This window comes from Clavibacter phaseoli (assembly GCF_021922925.1).
Taxonomy (GTDB): Bacteria; Actinomycetota; Actinomycetes; order Actinomycetales; family Microbacteriaceae; genus Clavibacter; species Clavibacter phaseoli.
The window spans coordinates 1,989,557-2,006,149 of record NZ_CP040786.1; the positions used below are offsets into that span (position 1 = coordinate 1,989,557).

A 16,593-nucleotide genomic window follows, 5' to 3' on the forward strand; every position below is an offset into this window, starting at 1 on the left:
GGCGCCGGTCGGATCCGCGCCCTGCGTGCACGCTACGCCCGCGGCCGCCCCTCCTCACCCGCGGCGGAGGGGGAAAGGTTGCGGACATCCGGGGCGCGGTGGACGCCCGTCGCGGCGCCCGCGTAGGTTCCTGGCGACCGCACCGACGCACCCGCCCGCGGCCCGCCTCCTCGCCGCCTCGCCGCGTGCGGGTGCCGGGCGCGCGGCGCACACCCTCGAGGGGATCCATGCCCGCCACGCCATTCGACCCGTCGACCGCCGGGTGGCGCCCGACCGCCATCCCCGAGGCCCGCCGCGCGGACGCGGTGATCACGGTCCGCGGCGCCGACGGGCAGCCGCTCGCGCACGCCGAGGTGCGGGTGGAGCAGGCGAGCCGGGACATCGCGTTCGGCAACATCGGCTTCGACCTCATCCCGCTCGCGAACGGCGAGACGGATCCCGAGGCGGCCGGCGTCGAGACCTTCGGCGGCGCGCGCCTCGAGGGGCTGGAGCGGCTCGCGGAGCAGTGGCTCGGCGTGTTCGACACGGCCACGCTCCCCTTCTACTGGGGCCGGTTCGAGCCCGTGCGCGGGAGGCCCGACACCGCGCGGCTGCTCGCGACCGCCCTCTGGCTGCGCGAGCGCGGCGTCGCCGTGAAGGGGCACCCGCTCGTCTGGCACACGGTCACCGCGCCGTGGCTGCTCGACCTGCCGCTCGACGAGGTGGAGCGCGTGCAGCGGGAGCGGATCCGGCGCGACGTCGGCGACTTCGCCGGGCTCGTCGACACGTGGGACGCCATCAACGAGGCCGTGATCATGCCGGTGTTCGACCGCGAGGACAACGGCATCACCCGGCTCGCGGCGGCGCGCGGTCGGCGCGCGATGGTGCGCATGGCCTTCGAGGAGGCGCGGGCGGCGGATCCGACGGCGACGCTGGTGCTCAACGACTTCGACCTCTCGCCCGCGTACGAGGAGCTCATCGAGGAGGTGCTGGGCGCGGGGATCCCGGTGGACGCGATCGGGCTGCAGACGCACATGCACCAGGGCTACCGCGGCGAGGAGGAGGTGATCGGGATCGTCGACCGGTTCGCGCGGTTCGGCCTGCCGATCCACATGACGGAGACGACGCTCCTCTCCGGCGACCCGATGCCTCCCGAGATCACCGACCTCAACGACTACCGGGTCACGAGCTGGCCGTCCACGCCCGCGGGCGAGGAGCGGCAGGCGGAGGAGGTCGAGCGGCACTACCGCTCGCTCGTCGGGCACCCGGCCGTCGCGGCCATCACCTACTGGGGGCTCGCGGACGACGGCATGTGGCTGGGCGCGCCCGGCGGCCTGGTGCGCGCGGACGGCACGCCCAAGCCCTCGTACGACGCGCTCCGCCGACTGATCCGCGAGGAGTGGCGGCTCGCCCCGACCACCCTGCGCACGGACGCGGAGGGCCTTATGCGCGTCACGGCGTTCGCGGGGGGCGTGCGGGTGGCGCACGCCGGGCGCGAGGCCGTCGTCGCCGTGGCGGCGGGCGCGTCGGCGGTGGAGGCGGTGCTGGGCTAGGACGGGACGCGGGCGTCGGCGGACCGGTCGGCGGCGTCGCGGACGGGATCGACGTCGACGGGTTCCGCGGCCGGCGCCGGCGCCGGGGCGCTCCCCCGGCGGGCCTTCGGCAGCACGCGCGCGAGGTCGAGCACCCCGCGCACGTCGCGGCGCACGGCCGGCACGAGCGCGACGGCGAGCGCGTACAGCACCGCGGTCGTGCCGACGCCCGCGAGGAGCTGCAGCACGGCGGACCCGGTGTCGACGAGGGCGAGGAGCGCGCCGGTCGCGACGCTCACCGTCCCCACGACCCCGATGATCCGGAGCGCGCCCATGTAGAGCCGGCGCGTGGGGATCGGCGCCTTGCGCGAGAGCCACCACAGCGAGATCGGCCAGCAGATGGCGGGCGCGGCGGCGTACCCGGCGGCGATGCCGACGATGCCGCCGGTGGACCCGATGAGGATGCAGCTCACCTTGATCACGGCGCTCAGCAGCGAGAAGCGGAAGAGGTCGCCCGTGAGGCCGCGCGACACGTAGACCCAGTAGCCGACGAACGCGAGGGTGTCGAAGATGCCCGCGATGGCGAGGAGGCGGAGGATCGGCGCGACGCTGTCCCACTGCGGCCCGAGGAACACCGCGGTGATGGGGACGGCCGTGGCCGCGACGAGGCCGAGGCCCGCGCCGAGCGTGTAGCCGAGGGCGAGCTGGCCGCGCGCGACGTAGTCGGCGAAGCGGCGCTGCTCGTCGGCGAGGCGCGAGAGCACGGGGATCGCGACCGTGGTGAGCGGGCTGCGGATCTGCGCGAGCGGCGTCATCAGGAGCTGGAACGCGCGGTTGTAGATGCCGAGCGACCCGGCGCCGAAGCGGAGGCCCACGAGGAACGTGTCGATGTTGTTGCTGACGTAGCCGACCATCTGGCTGGACACCATGTTCCAGCCGAAGCGCAGCAGCGGGCCCATGGGCTCGCCGCGACGCGGGAGGCGCGGGATCCAGCGGGCGAAGCCGACCGCGAGGCCGAGCAGCACGAGCGTCTGCGTGAGCTGCTGCGCGACCAGCGCCCAGTAGCCCCAGCCGAGGAGCGCGCCGCCGATGGCGACGAGGAGCGCGACCGCGGGCGCCGTGACGTCGGCCGTCGCGAGCGCGCGGAACCGGAGGCTGCGGGTGAGGCTCGCGCGGTACTGGGTCGCGAGGCCGTTGAAGACGAAGGTGAGGCTGAGGGCGTGCGCGATGGGGATCAGCTCGTCGTGGCCGAAGATCGCCGCGAGCGGCCAGGCGGCGCAGAAGACGAGCGCGGCGAGCACGAGGCCGATGCCGGCGTTGATCCACCAGAGGTTGTCGCGCTGGCCGCGGCTGAGGTCGCGCGCCTGGATGGCCGCGTTGGAGAGGCCGAAGTCGCGGAAGATCTCGCCGACGCCGATGATGGCGAGCACCATCGCGAGCAGGCCGTAGTCGGTGGGCGTGAGGAGCCGCGCGAGGACGACGACGGACGCGACCTGGATGAGGATGCGGACGAGCTGCGCGCCGATCGTGACGATCGCGCCGCGGGCCGCGCGGGCTCCGAGGCCCTGCGTGGCGGCGGGCGGCGTCTCCGGGGCGGGCGCGGCGGCGGGCGAGGCGGGCACGCTCGCCGCAGCGACGGCGCGGGAGGCGACGGCGTCCGCCGCGGGATCGGCGGCGGGGTCGCGCGGATCGCCGGGCAGGGCGGAATGCATGGGGCTCCGTCGTCGGGTCGAGGAGGGGGTGGCGATCGGGTCGGCTGCGGGTGACAGCCGGATCACCGCGAGCTCGGGTGTCGGGCGGGCCGGCCGGGTATGCGGGCCCTGTCCGATGCTATCCACGCGGGCGCGAGGATCCAGCCCCCGAACGGGGTGGGCGCGTCAGCCTCGCTCGACCCCGCGGCGGATCCGGAGCGCGCGCCGGTACGCGGACGCGTGCGCCGTGCCCGCCCGGTCCCAGTCGCGCGCGGCGAGGTCGGGCGACGCCGCGCGCGCGCCCGTGCGCACGGCCTCGGTCGCGCGCAGCAGCTCCTCGGGGGTCAGGTCGCCGTCGAAGAGGTGGATCCAGCCCGGGCCGACCTCCTCGTCGAGCGCGCGGTTCACGGCGTTGTCGGGCACGAGCACCGGCCGGTCGAGCGAGAGCGCCGCGAGCGCGCCGCCGGAGTTGTGCATGAAGCGGTACGGCAGCACGACGAGCTCGGAGGAGGTGACGATGTCGACGAGCTCGGCGTCGGACTGGAAGCGGAGGTCGAGGCGGATCCGGTCGTCGCCCGCGGCGAGCGCGCGGATCGTCCCGGCCAGCTCCTCGGAGGACGGGTTGCCGCCGATGCGCAGCGACAGGTCGGCGCCCGCGTCGCCCGCGCCGCGGAACGCCGCGACGAGCTGCTCGACGCCCTTGTACCGGCGCACGAGGCCGACGTAGCCGAGGCGGCCGGGCACCGCGTCGGCGCGCGGCTCGTCGCGGAACCAGTCGCGGTAGTGGCCGTGCAGGATCGTGGCGTGCGGCTGGTCGGCGGGGATCTCCGTGATCGGGTTCACGCGCACCCGCAACGTGGTCGTCCGCTCCATGAGCCCGAGCAGCAGCGACTCGCGGCGGCTGATGCCCTGCGGCCGCTCGAGGTTGTGCACGGTGCGGACGATCGGGATCCGGCGGAGCGCCAGCTTCGCGAGGAGCGCGACGGTGAACGCCTGGCGGACCGCCTTCTTCAGCGGGCTGTGCCCGTCGACGAGGATCTCGGGCCAGTGCACGTGGAACACGTCGTAGCGCCCGAGCAGCGCGGTGCGCCAGCTGAAGTGCAGCGGGCGGACGCCGGGGGTCGCGGCGAGCGCGCGCCCGAGCATCACGATGTACGGGTTCGTCGTGGGGCGCGGCGCCTGCGACGACTGGAGGACGACGAGGTCGCGGCCGGGCGGACGGGCGGGGACGGTCATGGCGCTCCTGAGCGGGATGACCGGCGGCGGTTCGTCGGGCACGACCACGGGGTCATCGGTCGAGGAAATAGACTATGCCACCACCCGCCCGCACCCGAGGGCGGTCCCCGCCGGCGACGCCCCGCCCGCCGCGCGCCCGACCGATGGGACCCGCATGCCCCGCCCCGCCCTCCTCGCCGTCGTGGTCGTCAACTACGGATCCGCCGACCTCGTGCGCGAGAACGTGCTGCCGCTCGTCGAGCGCCTCGACGACGCGCTGCTCGTGGTCGTCGACAACCGCACCACCGACGCGGAGCGGGAGCGCGTCCGCGACCTCGCCGCGCACCCGTCGACGCGCGTGCACGGCGTCTACCCGGACGGCAACACGGGCTTCGGCACCGGCATGAACATCGGCGTGGACGCGGCCCGCGCGCACGGCGCCCGCGAGTTCCTGCTGCTCAACCCCGACGCGACCATCGCGCCCGACCAGCTCGGCATCCTGCGGGGCGTCGTGGCGGCGGATCCGCTCACGCTCGCGGCCCCGACCATCCTCCGGCCGGACGGCAGCACGTGGTTCCGCGGCTCCGACCTCTACCTCGCCGACGGCCGGATCCGCTCCGCCGCCCGCCGCGCGCAGCACCCCGGCCTCGCGACCGAGCCGTGGCTCACGGGCGCCTGCCTGCTCGTGACCGACGAGCTGTGGACGCGGGTCGGCGGCTTCTCGGACGACTACTTCCTGTACTGGGAGGACGTGGACCTCTCGCGCAAGGTCGTGGAGGCGGGCGGATCCCTGGCGGTCGTGGAGGAGGCCGTCGCCGTGCACGCGGAGGGCGGCACGCAGAGCGCCGGCCACGAGAGCGCGGGCCAGGCGAAGTCGGGCACGTACTACTACCACAACATCCGGAACCGGCTCCTCTACGGGGCCCGGCACCTCGACGCGGCGACGCTCCGCCGGTGGCGGCTGCTCACGCCCGTGATCGCGTACGAGGTGCTGCTGCAGGGCGGGCGACGGCAGTTCGCGCATCCGGTGGCGCCCGTCTCGGCGGCCCTGCGCGGGATCCGCGACGGCTACCGGCTCTCCGGCGGCTGGCGCGCGGTGCCGGCCCCCGCGCCGACGGCCGCCGCGCCGACGACCCCGGCACCCGCCCGCCCGATCGCGCCCGCCTCCTCGCTCGTGGTCGCGATCCTCACCTACCGGCGGCCCGAGGACATCCGCGCCGTGCTCCCGCTCGTCGCCGCCCAGGCCGCCGAGCTGCGGGAGGCCGCGGAGGCCGATGCCGCGCTCCCCCGTGCCGTGCGGATCGTCGTGGTCGACAACGACCCAGCGGGGGGAGCCGGCGCGGCCGTCGAGGACGCCGCCGCGGACTCCCCCGTGCCGATCGCCTACGTGCACGAGCCGACCCCCGGCATCTCCGCCGCCCGCAACCGCGCGCTCGACGCCGCGGGCGACGACGACCTGCTCGTGTTCCTCGACGACGACGAGCGGCCGGATCCGGGCTGGCTCGCCGCCCTCGTCCGCGCCCGCCAGGCGACGGGCAGCGCGGGCGTCGCCGGCCCCGTGCGCAGCGAGTACGAGGTCGAGCCGGACGCATGGGTGCGCGCGGGCGGCTTCTTCACGCGCCGCCGGCCCGCGACCGGCACGCGCCTCGAGGTCGCCGCGACCAACAACCTCCTGCTCGACCTCCGCGCCGTGCGCGCGGCGGGCCTCCGCTTCGACGTGGACCTCGGCACGCAGGGCGGCGAGGACACGCTCTTCACGCGGCAGCTCGTCGCGTCCGGCGGGCTGCTCACCTGGTGCGCCGAGGCGGGCGTCGTGGACGTCGTGCCGCGCGCCCGCACCACGCGCCGCTGGGTCGTGCTCCGCGCCTTCAGCAGCGGGAACTCGTGGAGCCTCACCTCGGTCGCGCTCGCCCCGGCCTCGACGCCCGCGCGCACGCGGATCCGCGCCGAGGCCACCGCCCGCGGGCTCGTGCGGGCGCTCGGCGGCACCGGGCGGATCGCGGTGGGCGCCGTCACGGGCAGCGTCGCGCACCGCGCCAAGGGCACCCGCACGCTCGCGCGCGGCGCCGGCATGGTCGCGGGCGCGTTCGGCTGGTCGTACCAGGAGTACGCGCGGCGCGACTGAGCGGATCTGCGCGGGCGCCCGCCCGCCCTCCCCTGGACGGGGGACTCGTCGGCGCGCGCCCGCCGACGTACGATGCGAGGGCAGAAGACCCGGAATCCTGCGTCGGTCGACCACCCATCGCCCGCCCGCACCGCGCCGCCGACCCGCCCTGGTCGTCGGGCTCCGTCTTCGGCGTACCCGAAGAGCGAAGAAGGCCATGCCCGCACCCGAGAGCACCCCGTCCGACCTGCGTCCACGTCGCGAGCGCCGCGCCCGCAGCCGCCGCACCACCGTCGCCGTGATCGGCGCCGCCTCCGTCCTCGCCGTCGCGGCCGTGGTCGGCACCGTGGTGGTGAGCGGATCCGGATCCGACTCCCCCGCGTCCGCCGCCGACACGAAGGAGTGGTCGGACGTCGCGCCCACCGCGGGCGCCACGGAGACCCCCGCGCCGCTCCCCGAGGGCGACACCGCGACGCTCGGCCAGGAGGTGGCGACCACCGTGGGCCTCGACGAGACCGCGACGTTCCCCGGCTCGATCCAGGCGCGCATCGTCTCCGTCACGCCGACCAGCACCGACGGCGGCCGCGTGGGCGAGCTGAGCGGCGACGCGGTCGACGTGCGGCTCGAGCTCGTGAACGTCACGGACGCCGCCGTCCCGGTGGACTCCGTGGCCGTCAACGTCTTCTACGGCGCCGATCGCACGCCCGCGACTCCCGCCGACTCCGACACCGTGATCCGCGGCACGCTGGAGCCCGGCGCGTCCGCGACCGGCGACTACGTGTTCAGCGTGCCCGCGGCGTCGGCCGACGCGATCAGCGTGGTCGTGGCGCGCGACGCCGGCTCGCCGGTGGTCGTGTTCCAATAGCGCGGGCGCACCACCCGCACCGACGAGACGGGCGCGGCCGGATGATCCGGCCGCGCCCCTCTCGTGTCGTCGTGCGCGCGTCAGCTCGGGCTCGCGGACTCCCGCTCCGGAGCCGTCGAGGACCCCTGGGATAGGGTCGGCGCCGCCGCCGGACGCGGGGCACGAGACGTCTTCTCCGTCTCCGCTCGGTAGTACGCACGCTTGTCCTTCGTGGGCCGCACCTTGTTGAGCACGACGCCGAGCACGGATCCCCCCGACTTCTCCACCGCGTCGAGCGCCTCGGTGAGCTGGCCGCGGTGCACGCGCGTCTGGTCGGTGACCACGATGGCCCCGTCCGTCATGCGCGCCACGAAGGCGGCGTCGGCGACGGCGATGAGCGGGGCCGTGTCGAGGACGATCACGTCATAGGTCGCCCGCGCCTGCGCGACCAGGTCCTCCATGCGCCCGGAGGCCAGCAGCTCGCTCGGGTTCGGGGGGATCTCGCCCGAGGTCAGCACCTCGAGGGAGCCCTCGCCCCACGGCTGCACGACGTCCTCCATCAGCGCCTGGCCGACGAGCACGGTCGTGAGGCCGGCGTCGCCCTCGAGCCCGAGGTACTGCGCGATGACGGGACGGCGGAGGTCGGCGTCCACGAGCAGCACGCGGCGCCCGCCTTCGCTGAGCGAGATCGCGAGGTTCGCGGCGACCGTGGACTTGCCCTCGCCGGGGATGGACGACGTCACGACGAAGCTCGACGCCCGCTCCCCGAGGAGCACGAAGCGGAGGTTCGCCTTGAGCTGGCGGAAGCCCTCGGCGGCGGTCGAGAGCGGCCGGAGCGCCATCGCGAGGCCCGTGACGCCGCGCTCGCGCTCCAGCGACCCGAGCAGCGGCGCCGTGGTCAGGTGCGCCACGGTCTCGGCGGAGCGGACGCGGGTGTCGAGCAGGCGCACGAGCGCGAGGCCGAGGAGCCCCGCGAGCAGCCCGAGGAGGAGCCCGGCGAGCGTGTTCGTTCGGCCGTTCGGCGCCGACTGGAACTCGGGCTCGGGGGCCTCCTGGATCACGCGCACGGAGACGGTGGGCGAGCCCTCGGCGCCGGTGGGCGCATACGCCTCCGCCGTGTCGCGGAGGCTCGTCGCGACGGCGTTGGCGATGTCCGCGGCCTGCGCGGGCGACGGCTCGGTGACGCTGATCTCCATCACCACGGTGTTCTGGGGCGTCGTGACCGTGACGGCGCGCGCGAGCTGCTGCGGCGTGAGGTCGAGGCCGAGGCGCGTGATCACGGGCTCCAGCACCGCGGGCGACTCGGCGAGCTCGCCGAAGGAGAGCATCTGGCTCTGCGTGTAGGTGGCGCCCTGGTTGAGGTCGCTCGCGCTGGATCCGCTGCTCAGCGAGAAGTAGAGGCGCGACTGCGCGGTGTACACGGGCGTCGCGAGCTGCGACAGGCCGAACGCGACCGCGCCGCCCGCGAGCGTGGCGGCGACCACGACGTACCAGAGTCGGCGGAGCAGGGCGGTGAACTCGTGGAGCGTCATCGTGAGGGGGTTCTTCCGGGTAGGAGCGGCGGGGCGGTGGTGCGGGCGGGATCGGGGCGGTCGGCGGCGACGGCCGCCACGGGGTCGGGCGGCGGCTCGGGCAGGGGCGCGCGGTCGCGGCGGAGGATCTGGCTGGTCGCCGCCACGCCCGCCAGGAACCACACGAGCGTCGCGTACTGCGTGATGAGCGCGACGGACGCGAGCGCCGGGATCTGCGCGACGAGCGCGATGGTGGCCGCGGTCGCGTGCCCCCGCAGCACGAGCCAGACGCCGACCGCGAGGGCGACGAGCACGGCGCCCGCCACGAGGAGGCCGAACGTGAGGCCCGTGAGCACGAGCTGGCTGTCGATGGAGCGGAACGGGCCGTAGAAGACGCGGCCGTCGCTGCCGCGGTGGGCCTCGGGGGTCGTGCCGAGGATGCCCATGCCGGGGACGAGGCTGTAGAGGTCGCCGCGGTAGTCGGAGCTGGCGCTCGCCTCCGTGCCCGCGTCGACGAACACGGCCTGCACGAAGGGCGCGACCGCGGCCGCGACCACGACCACGCCGGCCGTGACGGCGGCGCGCACGCGGAGCGAGATGGCGTCGCGGAGGAAGACGATGGAGAGGACGAGGCCGAGCACGGCGCCGAGCATGCCGACGCGGCTGAACGTGAGGACGGCGGCGAGCATCATCACGGCCGTCATGCCGAGGCGCGCCACGAGGCCGAAGCGGGACGCGAGCGTGAGCGGGATCGCGATGGCGAGCGCCGAGCCGAGCGCGATCGAGTGCCCGTACGCGCCCTCGGCCCGCAGGATCCCGCCGCGCCCCTGCAGCGTCGCCCACGTCTCGCGGAGGCCCGCGTTGCCGGGGAGGAGCACGAACGGGTTCCAGCCGGTCGCGAACTCGACGATCGCGAGCGCGGCGACGACCGTGAAGACGACCGCGACGATCCGCTCCAGCGAGGCCATGCCGATCCGGTGCGCCGCCATGCGCCCGAGCAGGTAGCCGGGCAGCGCGTAGGTGAGGAACGTCACGAGCGTGGACATGCCGATGCCCGCGCTGCCGCCGACGACGACGCCGGCGATGCCCGCCGCGGTCATCAGCACCACGAGCGCGTCCAGCGGCGAGACCCGGAAGCCCGGCACCGGCACGATCGCGAGGATCACGAGGACGGCCGCGACCGTCGACGGCGGCAGGTAGTAGCCGCCGAGCGGCACCCCCGACCAGACGGGCACGAAGGAGAGCACGACGAGCCACAGGGCGACGGCCGTGCGCGGCAGGCGCCGCAGGACGAGCAGGAGGAGGGCGCCGCCCGCGAGCGCGATGCCGAGCACGAGCAGGGTCTGGAGGCCGGATCCGGCGAGCAGGGCGCTCATCGCCTCCCCTCCCCCGGGAGCGCGCGCGGGCGTGATGGCGCCATGTCTCCCCCCTCCTTCGTTCCCCCGGCCGCGGGACGGCCCTCATCGATCATGTCAGTGCGACGCCCCGGCGGGCGGGTCCACGTGGGACCCGCCCGCCGGGGCGTCGTCTTCCGGCTCCTAGCTCACCGGGCCGTGCCGTCCGTCACCAGCAGGTCGTCGAGCGTGAACGCGACCGGCGCGGTCGCCGAGCTCGACAGGTAGGTCTGGATCCCGAACGTCCCCGCGGTCTGAAGGGCGGCCAGGGTCCCGGTCGTCGTCGACTGCCACGCGGTCGGTTCGGCCTGGCCGACGGGCCAGACCTTCGCGTTCATCGTGGTGGGCGACGTGCCCGTGACCTGCACGCGGACCCGCAGCTGCTGCCCGGCCGTGTACGTGAGGTTCGGGACGACCACCGACTTCAGGTTGGTGCCGTTCTCGGACTGCACGATCATGACCTGGCCGGTCGACCGCACCCAGACCTGCGTCTGGTAGAACGACGTGCCGACCTGGCGCGAGTTGATCCGCACGTACGCGCCGCCGCCCGTGGGCACCTTGTCGAGCGCGAAGCTCACCTGGGCGTCCGAGGTGGTGGTGCTCACGGCGTCGAGGCTGGCGGTGCGGGTCTCGCCCGCGGGGCTGGCGACCTGCGCCTTCCCGTCCTGCACCTTGAGGATCGACGCGTTGCCCGTGATGCGCCAGGCGCCTCCGGTCTCCGCCGTGCCCCAGCCGTTGGCGGCGGTGCGGGTGAAGGTGTCCTGCGCGAGGATCCCGGTGGCGGGCGGCGTGACGACCGGGGCGGTCACCGTGACGGTGCCGTCCTTCTTCGCCGACGCCAGTCCCTTGTCGTCCGTGACCGTGAGCGACACCGTGTAGGTGCCCGCGGCGGCGTAGGCGTGGGTCGCGGTGCGGCCCGTGCCCGTCGTGCCGTCCCCGAACGCCCAGGCGTAGGAGGCGACGGTGCCGTCCGCGTCGGTCGACGTGGATGCGTCGAACGAGGCCGTCAGGTCCTTGGCGGTCGACGTGAACGCCGCCGTCGGGGCCTGGTTGGCCGGCGTGACGACCGGGGCGGTCACGGTGACCGTGCCGTCCTTCTTCGCCGACACGAGGCCCTTGTCGTCCGTCACCGTGAGCGACACCGCGTAGGTGCCCGCGGCGGCGTAGGCGTGGTCCACCGTCTTGCCGGTGCCCGTCGTCCCGTCGCCGAACGCCCAGGCGTAGGACGCGACCGTGCCGTCGGCGTCGGTCGACGTGGATCCGTCGAACGAGGCGGTCAGGTCCTTGGCCGTCGACGTGAACGCCGCCGTCGGGGCCTGGTTCGCCGCGACGGGAGCGGTCACCGTGACGGTGCCGTCCTTCTTCGCCGAGACGAGGCCCTTGTCGTCCGTCACCGTGAGCGAGACCGCGTAGGTGCCGGCCGCGGCGTAGGCGTGGGTCGCGGTGCGGCCCGTGCCCGTGGTCCCGTCCCCGAACGCCCAGGCGTACGAGGCGACCGTGCCGTCGGCGTCCGTCGAGCCGGATCCGTCGAACGAGGCCGTCAGGTCCTTGGCGGTCGACGTGAACGCCGCCGTCGGGGCCTGGTTGGCGGCGGGCGCCTGGCCGTCGCGGGCGACGACCAGGTCGTCGATCCGCGTCGTGACGGGAGCCGTCGCCGACCCCGAGAGGTAGGTCTGGATCCCGACGGAGCCGGCGGCCTGCAGCGCGGCGGTCGAGCTGGTGACGCTCGTCTGCCAGGCGGCGGGCTCGGCCTGGCCGGCGACCCACACCTTGGCCTTGACGGTGGTCGGCGAGGTGCCGGTCGTCAGGACGCGGACGCGGAGCTGCTGGCCGGCCTGGTAGGTCGTGCCGGGGAGGATGTACGACCCGATGGTCGTCGCCCCCTCCGACTGCACCAGCTGGATCTGCCCGGTCGCCTTGATCCAGACCTGCGTCTGGTAGAAGGCCGAGCCCACCTGGCGGGAGTTGACCCGGGTGTAGGAGCCGCCGCCCGTGGGGACGGAGTCGAGCGAGAAGGTCGCGCTGACGTCCGACGACGTGGTGGAGACCGCGTCGAGGGTCATCGTGCGGGTCTCGCCCTTGGGCGAGACGACCTGGCCCGTGCCGTCCTGCACCTTGACGATGTTCGTGCCGCCGGTGACGCGCCAGGCGCCGCCGAGGTCGGCCGTGCCCCAGCCCGTCGCGAGGGTGCGGCCGAACGAGTCCTGCGCCAGCACGTTCGACGCGGGCGCCTGGACGGTCACCTGCGAGGTGGTCGTCGTGGCGAGGCCCTTGTCGTCCGTGACCGTGAGCGACACCGCGAAGGTGCCGGCCGCGGCGTAGGCGTGGGTCGTGGTGCGGCCCGTGCCGGTGGTCCCGTCACCGAAGGCCCAGGCGTAGGACGCCACGGTGCCGTCGGGGTCGCTCGACGTGGAGGCGTCGAGCGAGGCGACGAGGTTCGCCACGGTGCTCGTGAACGCGGCGACGGGCGCCTGGTTCACGGGCGGGGCGGTGACCGTGACGCTCGCGGTCGTGCGACCGGTCGCGCCCTTGTCGTCCGTCACCGTCAGCGCGACCGTGTAGGTGCCGGCCTTCGCGTACGGGTGGGCGATGGAGGCCCCGGTGCCGGTCGTGCCGTCGCCGAACTCCCACGCCCAGGACGCGATGGTGCCGTCCGGGTCGCTGGATCCGCGGCCGTCGAGGTTCGCGACGAGGTCGGTCGTGGTGGACGCGATGACCGCGGTGGGCTCCCGGTTGACCGGGGGCGCCGTGACCTGGACCTGCGTGGACGCGGTGCCCGTGAGGCCCTTGTCGTCCGTGACCGTCAGCGTCACCGTGTAGGTGCCGCCCGCGGCGTAGGCGTGCGTCGGCGTCGGGCCGGTGCCCGTGCCGCCGTCGCCGAAGTCCCACGCGTAGGAGGCGACGGTGCCGTCGGCGTCCGTCGATGCGGATCCGTCGAGCTTGGCCGTGAGGTCGGTCGCCGTGGCCGTCACGACGGCGGTCGGCGCGATGTTGGCGGGGGCCGCCTTCACCGTGACGTCCTGCTGCGTGCGGTTCGTGGTGCCGCGGTCGTCCGTCACCGTGAGGACCACCGGGTAGGTGCCCGCCGCGGCGTACGTGTGCGACTGGGTCGCACCGGACGCCTGGACGCCGTCGCCGAAGTCCCAGGCGTAGCCCGTGACCGTGCCGTCGGTGTCCGTGGATCCGGTCGCGTCGAACGACGCCGTCAGGAAGTCGGCGGTCTGCGTGAACGCGGCCTTGGGGGCCTGGTTCGGCACGCGGCCGGTCGTCCCGAGGGAGTAGTGCGTCGCGATGGTGCTGGCCGCGAGCACGGTCGGGTAGACCGCGACCTCGTCCATGCGCCCCTCGAAGGTGCCGCTGGAGGAGCCCCACGTGTTGTCGCCGCCGATGCGCCAGTAGCCGTCGTAGGCCTGCGCCTGCGTCTGGCCGTTCTGGCCGACGAGGTCGCCGTCCACGTAGAGCTTCAGGCCGTCGGATCCCTGCGACGCGACCATGTGGTGCCACTGGCCGTCGTTGTAGGCGCGGGGCGAGCTCGCGAGGTTGGTCTGGCCCGTCCACGTGCCGAACTGCAGGCGTCCGTCGTCCTGCATGTAGACGTGGCGGTCGTAGCTGCCGGAGAAGTTGAACGGATCCGCGTTGTCGCCGAAGCCGATCAGCTTGCCGCCGCGCGTGGTGGTCGTCTGGAACCACATCTCGAGCGAGTAGGAGGTCGGGTTCGCGACCCGCTGCTGGCTCACCGCGATGCTGTCGGAGAACGCCGCCGCCTGGCCGACGGAGCCCGAGAGGGCGCCCGCCTGGCCGAAGCGCACGTTGCGTCCGACGTTGGCGCCGACGTCGTTCTGGCCCGCGTCCTTGAGCGTCGACGAGCCGTCGGCGTCGTCGAGGCGCCAGTAGGAGGACGGGTCGGCCGCGTAGACCGCCTTGCCGTAGGCGTCCGAGGGCGCCGGCGGGATGGGCGAGGTGCGGCCGGACGCGACCAGGTGGTCGACGACGTCGGCGCGCGTGAGGGCGGTCGGGTAGATCGACACCTGAGCGATGTCGCCGGCCAGGTAGTAGCTCCGGGGCTGGTTGGGCCAGCCGCCGAGGTTGTCGCCGCCGACGCGCCAGTAGCCCTTGTAGTCCTGGCCGCGCGTGGTGTCCGCGCGCTGGCCGGCGAGCTTGCCGTCCACGAACAGCTTCATGCCCTCGGCGCCCATGGTGGCGACGATCTGGTGCCACTTCCCGTCGTTGAACCCGGGGGCCGAGCTCAGGGTCTGGGTCGCGCCCGTGTAGACGCCGAAGAGGACGCGGCCGTCGTTGTCGAGGTAGACCATGCGGTCGTAGTTGCCCGACGTGCCCGTGTTGCTGCCGCCGAAGCCGACGACCTTGCCGCCGTTCGTCGAGGACGTCTTGACCCACGACTCGACGCTGAACGTGTCCGGCGCCTGCACGGCCTGGGGCGTGACCGCGAAGGACCCATCCTGGCCGGAGAAGGTGGTGGCGGTGGATCCGTCGATCGGGCCCGCGGCGCCGCGCGTGGCGTTGTCGACGCGGAGGTCCTCGAACGCGACGTGGTCGAGGCCGGCGGTGCCGTCCTTCTCGTCGAGCGGGTAGTACGCGGTCGCGCCGTCGTCCTTCACGCTCGTGGCGTACGCGTCGCTGCCCGACTGGTCGGTGACGGTGACGGGCGAGGCGCCGTTGCGGTCGGTGGAGTTCCCCGAGGAGTCGGTCACGACGACCTTGTAGGTGTGCGAGCTGCCGGGCACGAGGCCCTTGTCGATGAAGCCCATCGACGGCCGGTTCCAGAAGGTCGAGTCCTGCGTGACCTGGTAGACGGGCGTCGCGGTCTTGCCGTCGCGGATCACCTTGTAGGTGAGGCGCGAGTTGTCGCGGTCGAAGGTGGCCTGCCAGGAGACGCGGGCCTCGCCCTTCGTGTACGAGATCGACTTGGGGACGAGCTGGTCGTTGCCGTTCGGGCCGACCTTGTTCGGGGCGTCCTTGGCCATGGCGTAGCGGACGAGGCCCTGCTGCGCGGTGGTGTTCACGAACGGGAACTCGCCGCCGACGACGATGTAGTCCTCGTTGCCGTTGACGCTCCAGGCCGCCTGGCCCTGTCCCGTGAAGGAGCCGGTCACGTACTTCGGGAACCAGTTGAGCAGCGACGGGGACGGCGTGCCGGCCCAGTTCGCGTAGCCGTACGGGTCGGCCGTGGCCGTGCCGGTCGCGGTCTTGGAGAACGCGAGGCTGTGCTGGAAGGTCCACGGGTCCGTCTGCGGGAAGCCGCCGATGTTGCCGCAGTAGTGCGGGTGGCCCGCGACGTACGCGACCTTGCTCGTCGCGAAGACCGAGTAGGTGTCGCCGTGGCAGTCCTCGACCCAGTTCACGACGCCCGTGTTCGGGTCGGCCGAGAAGGCGCCCTCGAGGTTGCCGCCGTTGCCGAACGTGTAGCCGGATCCGTAGACCCGGTCGTCGGTCGCGTACAGGCTCGTGATCGACGACTCGGTGCCGGCGTTCTTGACCTGCTGGTTCGCGGCCCACGGGAGCGAGGCGCCCGTGGCGGGATCGACCGCGCCGAGCCCGTAGGTCGGCGTGCCCGACAGCTGCGTGAAGCGGCCGCCGACGATGAGCTTGGACGCGTCCTTGGTGAGGGTGAGCGCGTCCACGACGGTGTCCGCGTCCGCGACGAACGGCTTCGTGCTGCCGTCGGTCGCGGACACCGCGGCGAGGTACTTCCGAGCGGCGCCGTTGACGCTCTGGAAGGTCCCGCCGAGGTACACGGTGTCGTTCGAGGCGCTCACCGTGCGGGTCTGGCTGCCCATGATGGGGCGGAAGGAGGGGATGATCTTGCCGGTCGCGGTGCTGAACGCCGCGGCGCGGTAGTAGCCCTGGCCGTCGACGTCGGTGAAGTCGCCGACCACGTAGATCCGCGAGCCGTCGGGCGACGCGGTGACCGAGAGCGCCTGCGCGTTGAGCTTCGGCGCGAAGGACGTGATGAGCGCGCCCGTGCGGATGTCGTACGCGAGGAGGTTGCTGCGCGGCGTGAGGTTCGTGCCGGCCGCGGCGCCCGCGGGGCGCGCGTTCTGGAACTTGCCGGCGACGTAGACCGTGTTGCCGACGACGACCTGCGACCAGGCGACGCCGTCGATCTGGGTCGTGGGCAGCGGGTCGGCGGTGACCGTGACGGGCGTCTTGGGGTCGGTCGGGTCGACCGGCGCGGAGTCCGCCAGGGCGGGCTGCGCGATCACGACCGCGGACAGGATGACCGCGGCGGCCGCGGTCATCGCGGCCAGGCGGCGTCCCGCGGTGGAGATGATGCTCATGGTGTCCTTGCTTCGGGTGGGTGG

8 protein-coding genes are annotated in these 16,593 nt (G+C 74.1%); 3 read left to right on the forward strand and 5 right to left on the reverse strand.

The window, feature by feature from the left end; genetic code table 11:
• The first annotated feature begins 227 nt into the window (after positions 1-227).
• On the forward strand, positions 228-1,532 hold the full coding sequence (locus FGI33_RS09230; RefSeq protein WP_119435446.1) for an endo-1,4-beta-xylanase: 1,305 nt from the start codon (positions 228-230) through the stop codon (positions 1,530-1,532).
• Here FGI33_RS09230 and FGI33_RS09235 read toward each other — a convergent pair.
• Both FGI33_RS09235 and FGI33_RS09240 read right to left on the reverse strand, forming a co-directional pair.
• A complete protein-coding gene (locus FGI33_RS09235; RefSeq protein WP_420022561.1) occupies positions 1,529-3,133 on the reverse strand; it encodes a lipopolysaccharide biosynthesis protein in 1,605 nt (534 codons plus the stop codon). The two genes, FGI33_RS09230 and FGI33_RS09235, sit on opposite strands and share 4 nt — an antisense overlap.
• Before the next feature lie 255 nt (positions 3,134-3,388).
• Complete coding sequence (locus FGI33_RS09240) at positions 3,389-4,438, reverse strand: glycosyltransferase family protein (RefSeq protein ID WP_237581725.1); 1,050 nt, start codon at positions 4,436-4,438, stop codon at positions 3,389-3,391.
• Positions 4,439-4,592: 154 nt separating this feature from the next.
• On the opposite strand from FGI33_RS09240, the gene FGI33_RS09245 reads away from it, so the two are divergent.
• The gene (locus FGI33_RS09245; protein WP_237581727.1) at positions 4,593-6,542 is read left to right on the forward strand and encodes a glycosyltransferase family 2 protein; all 1,950 of its coding nucleotides are present in this window, start codon (positions 4,593-4,595) and stop codon (positions 6,540-6,542) included.
• A 196-nt stretch (positions 6,543-6,738) separates the two neighbouring features.
• Positions 6,739-7,386, forward strand: coding sequence for a hypothetical protein (locus FGI33_RS09250; protein ID WP_119433968.1), 648 nt, complete (start codon positions 6,739-6,741; stop codon positions 7,384-7,386).
• A gap of 80 nt (positions 7,387-7,466) precedes the next feature.
• On the opposite strand, the gene FGI33_RS09255 is transcribed toward FGI33_RS09250, so the two are convergent.
• The 3 genes from FGI33_RS09255 to FGI33_RS09265 form a co-directional block, all read right to left on the reverse strand.
• Positions 7,467-8,897, reverse strand: coding sequence for a tyrosine-protein kinase domain-containing protein (locus FGI33_RS09255; protein WP_237581729.1), 1,431 nt, complete (start codon positions 8,895-8,897; stop codon positions 7,467-7,469).
• Positions 8,894-10,252, reverse strand: coding sequence for a hypothetical protein (locus FGI33_RS09260; protein WP_119433967.1), 1,359 nt, complete (start codon positions 10,250-10,252; stop codon positions 8,894-8,896). The genes FGI33_RS09255 and FGI33_RS09260 overlap by 4 nt, the downstream gene beginning before the upstream one ends.
• A gap of 167 nt (positions 10,253-10,419) precedes the next feature.
• Complete coding sequence (locus tag FGI33_RS09265; protein WP_182623264.1) at positions 10,420-16,569, reverse strand: PKD domain-containing protein; 6,150 nt, start codon at positions 16,567-16,569, stop codon at positions 10,420-10,422.
• Positions 16,570-16,593 lie beyond the last annotated feature (24 nt).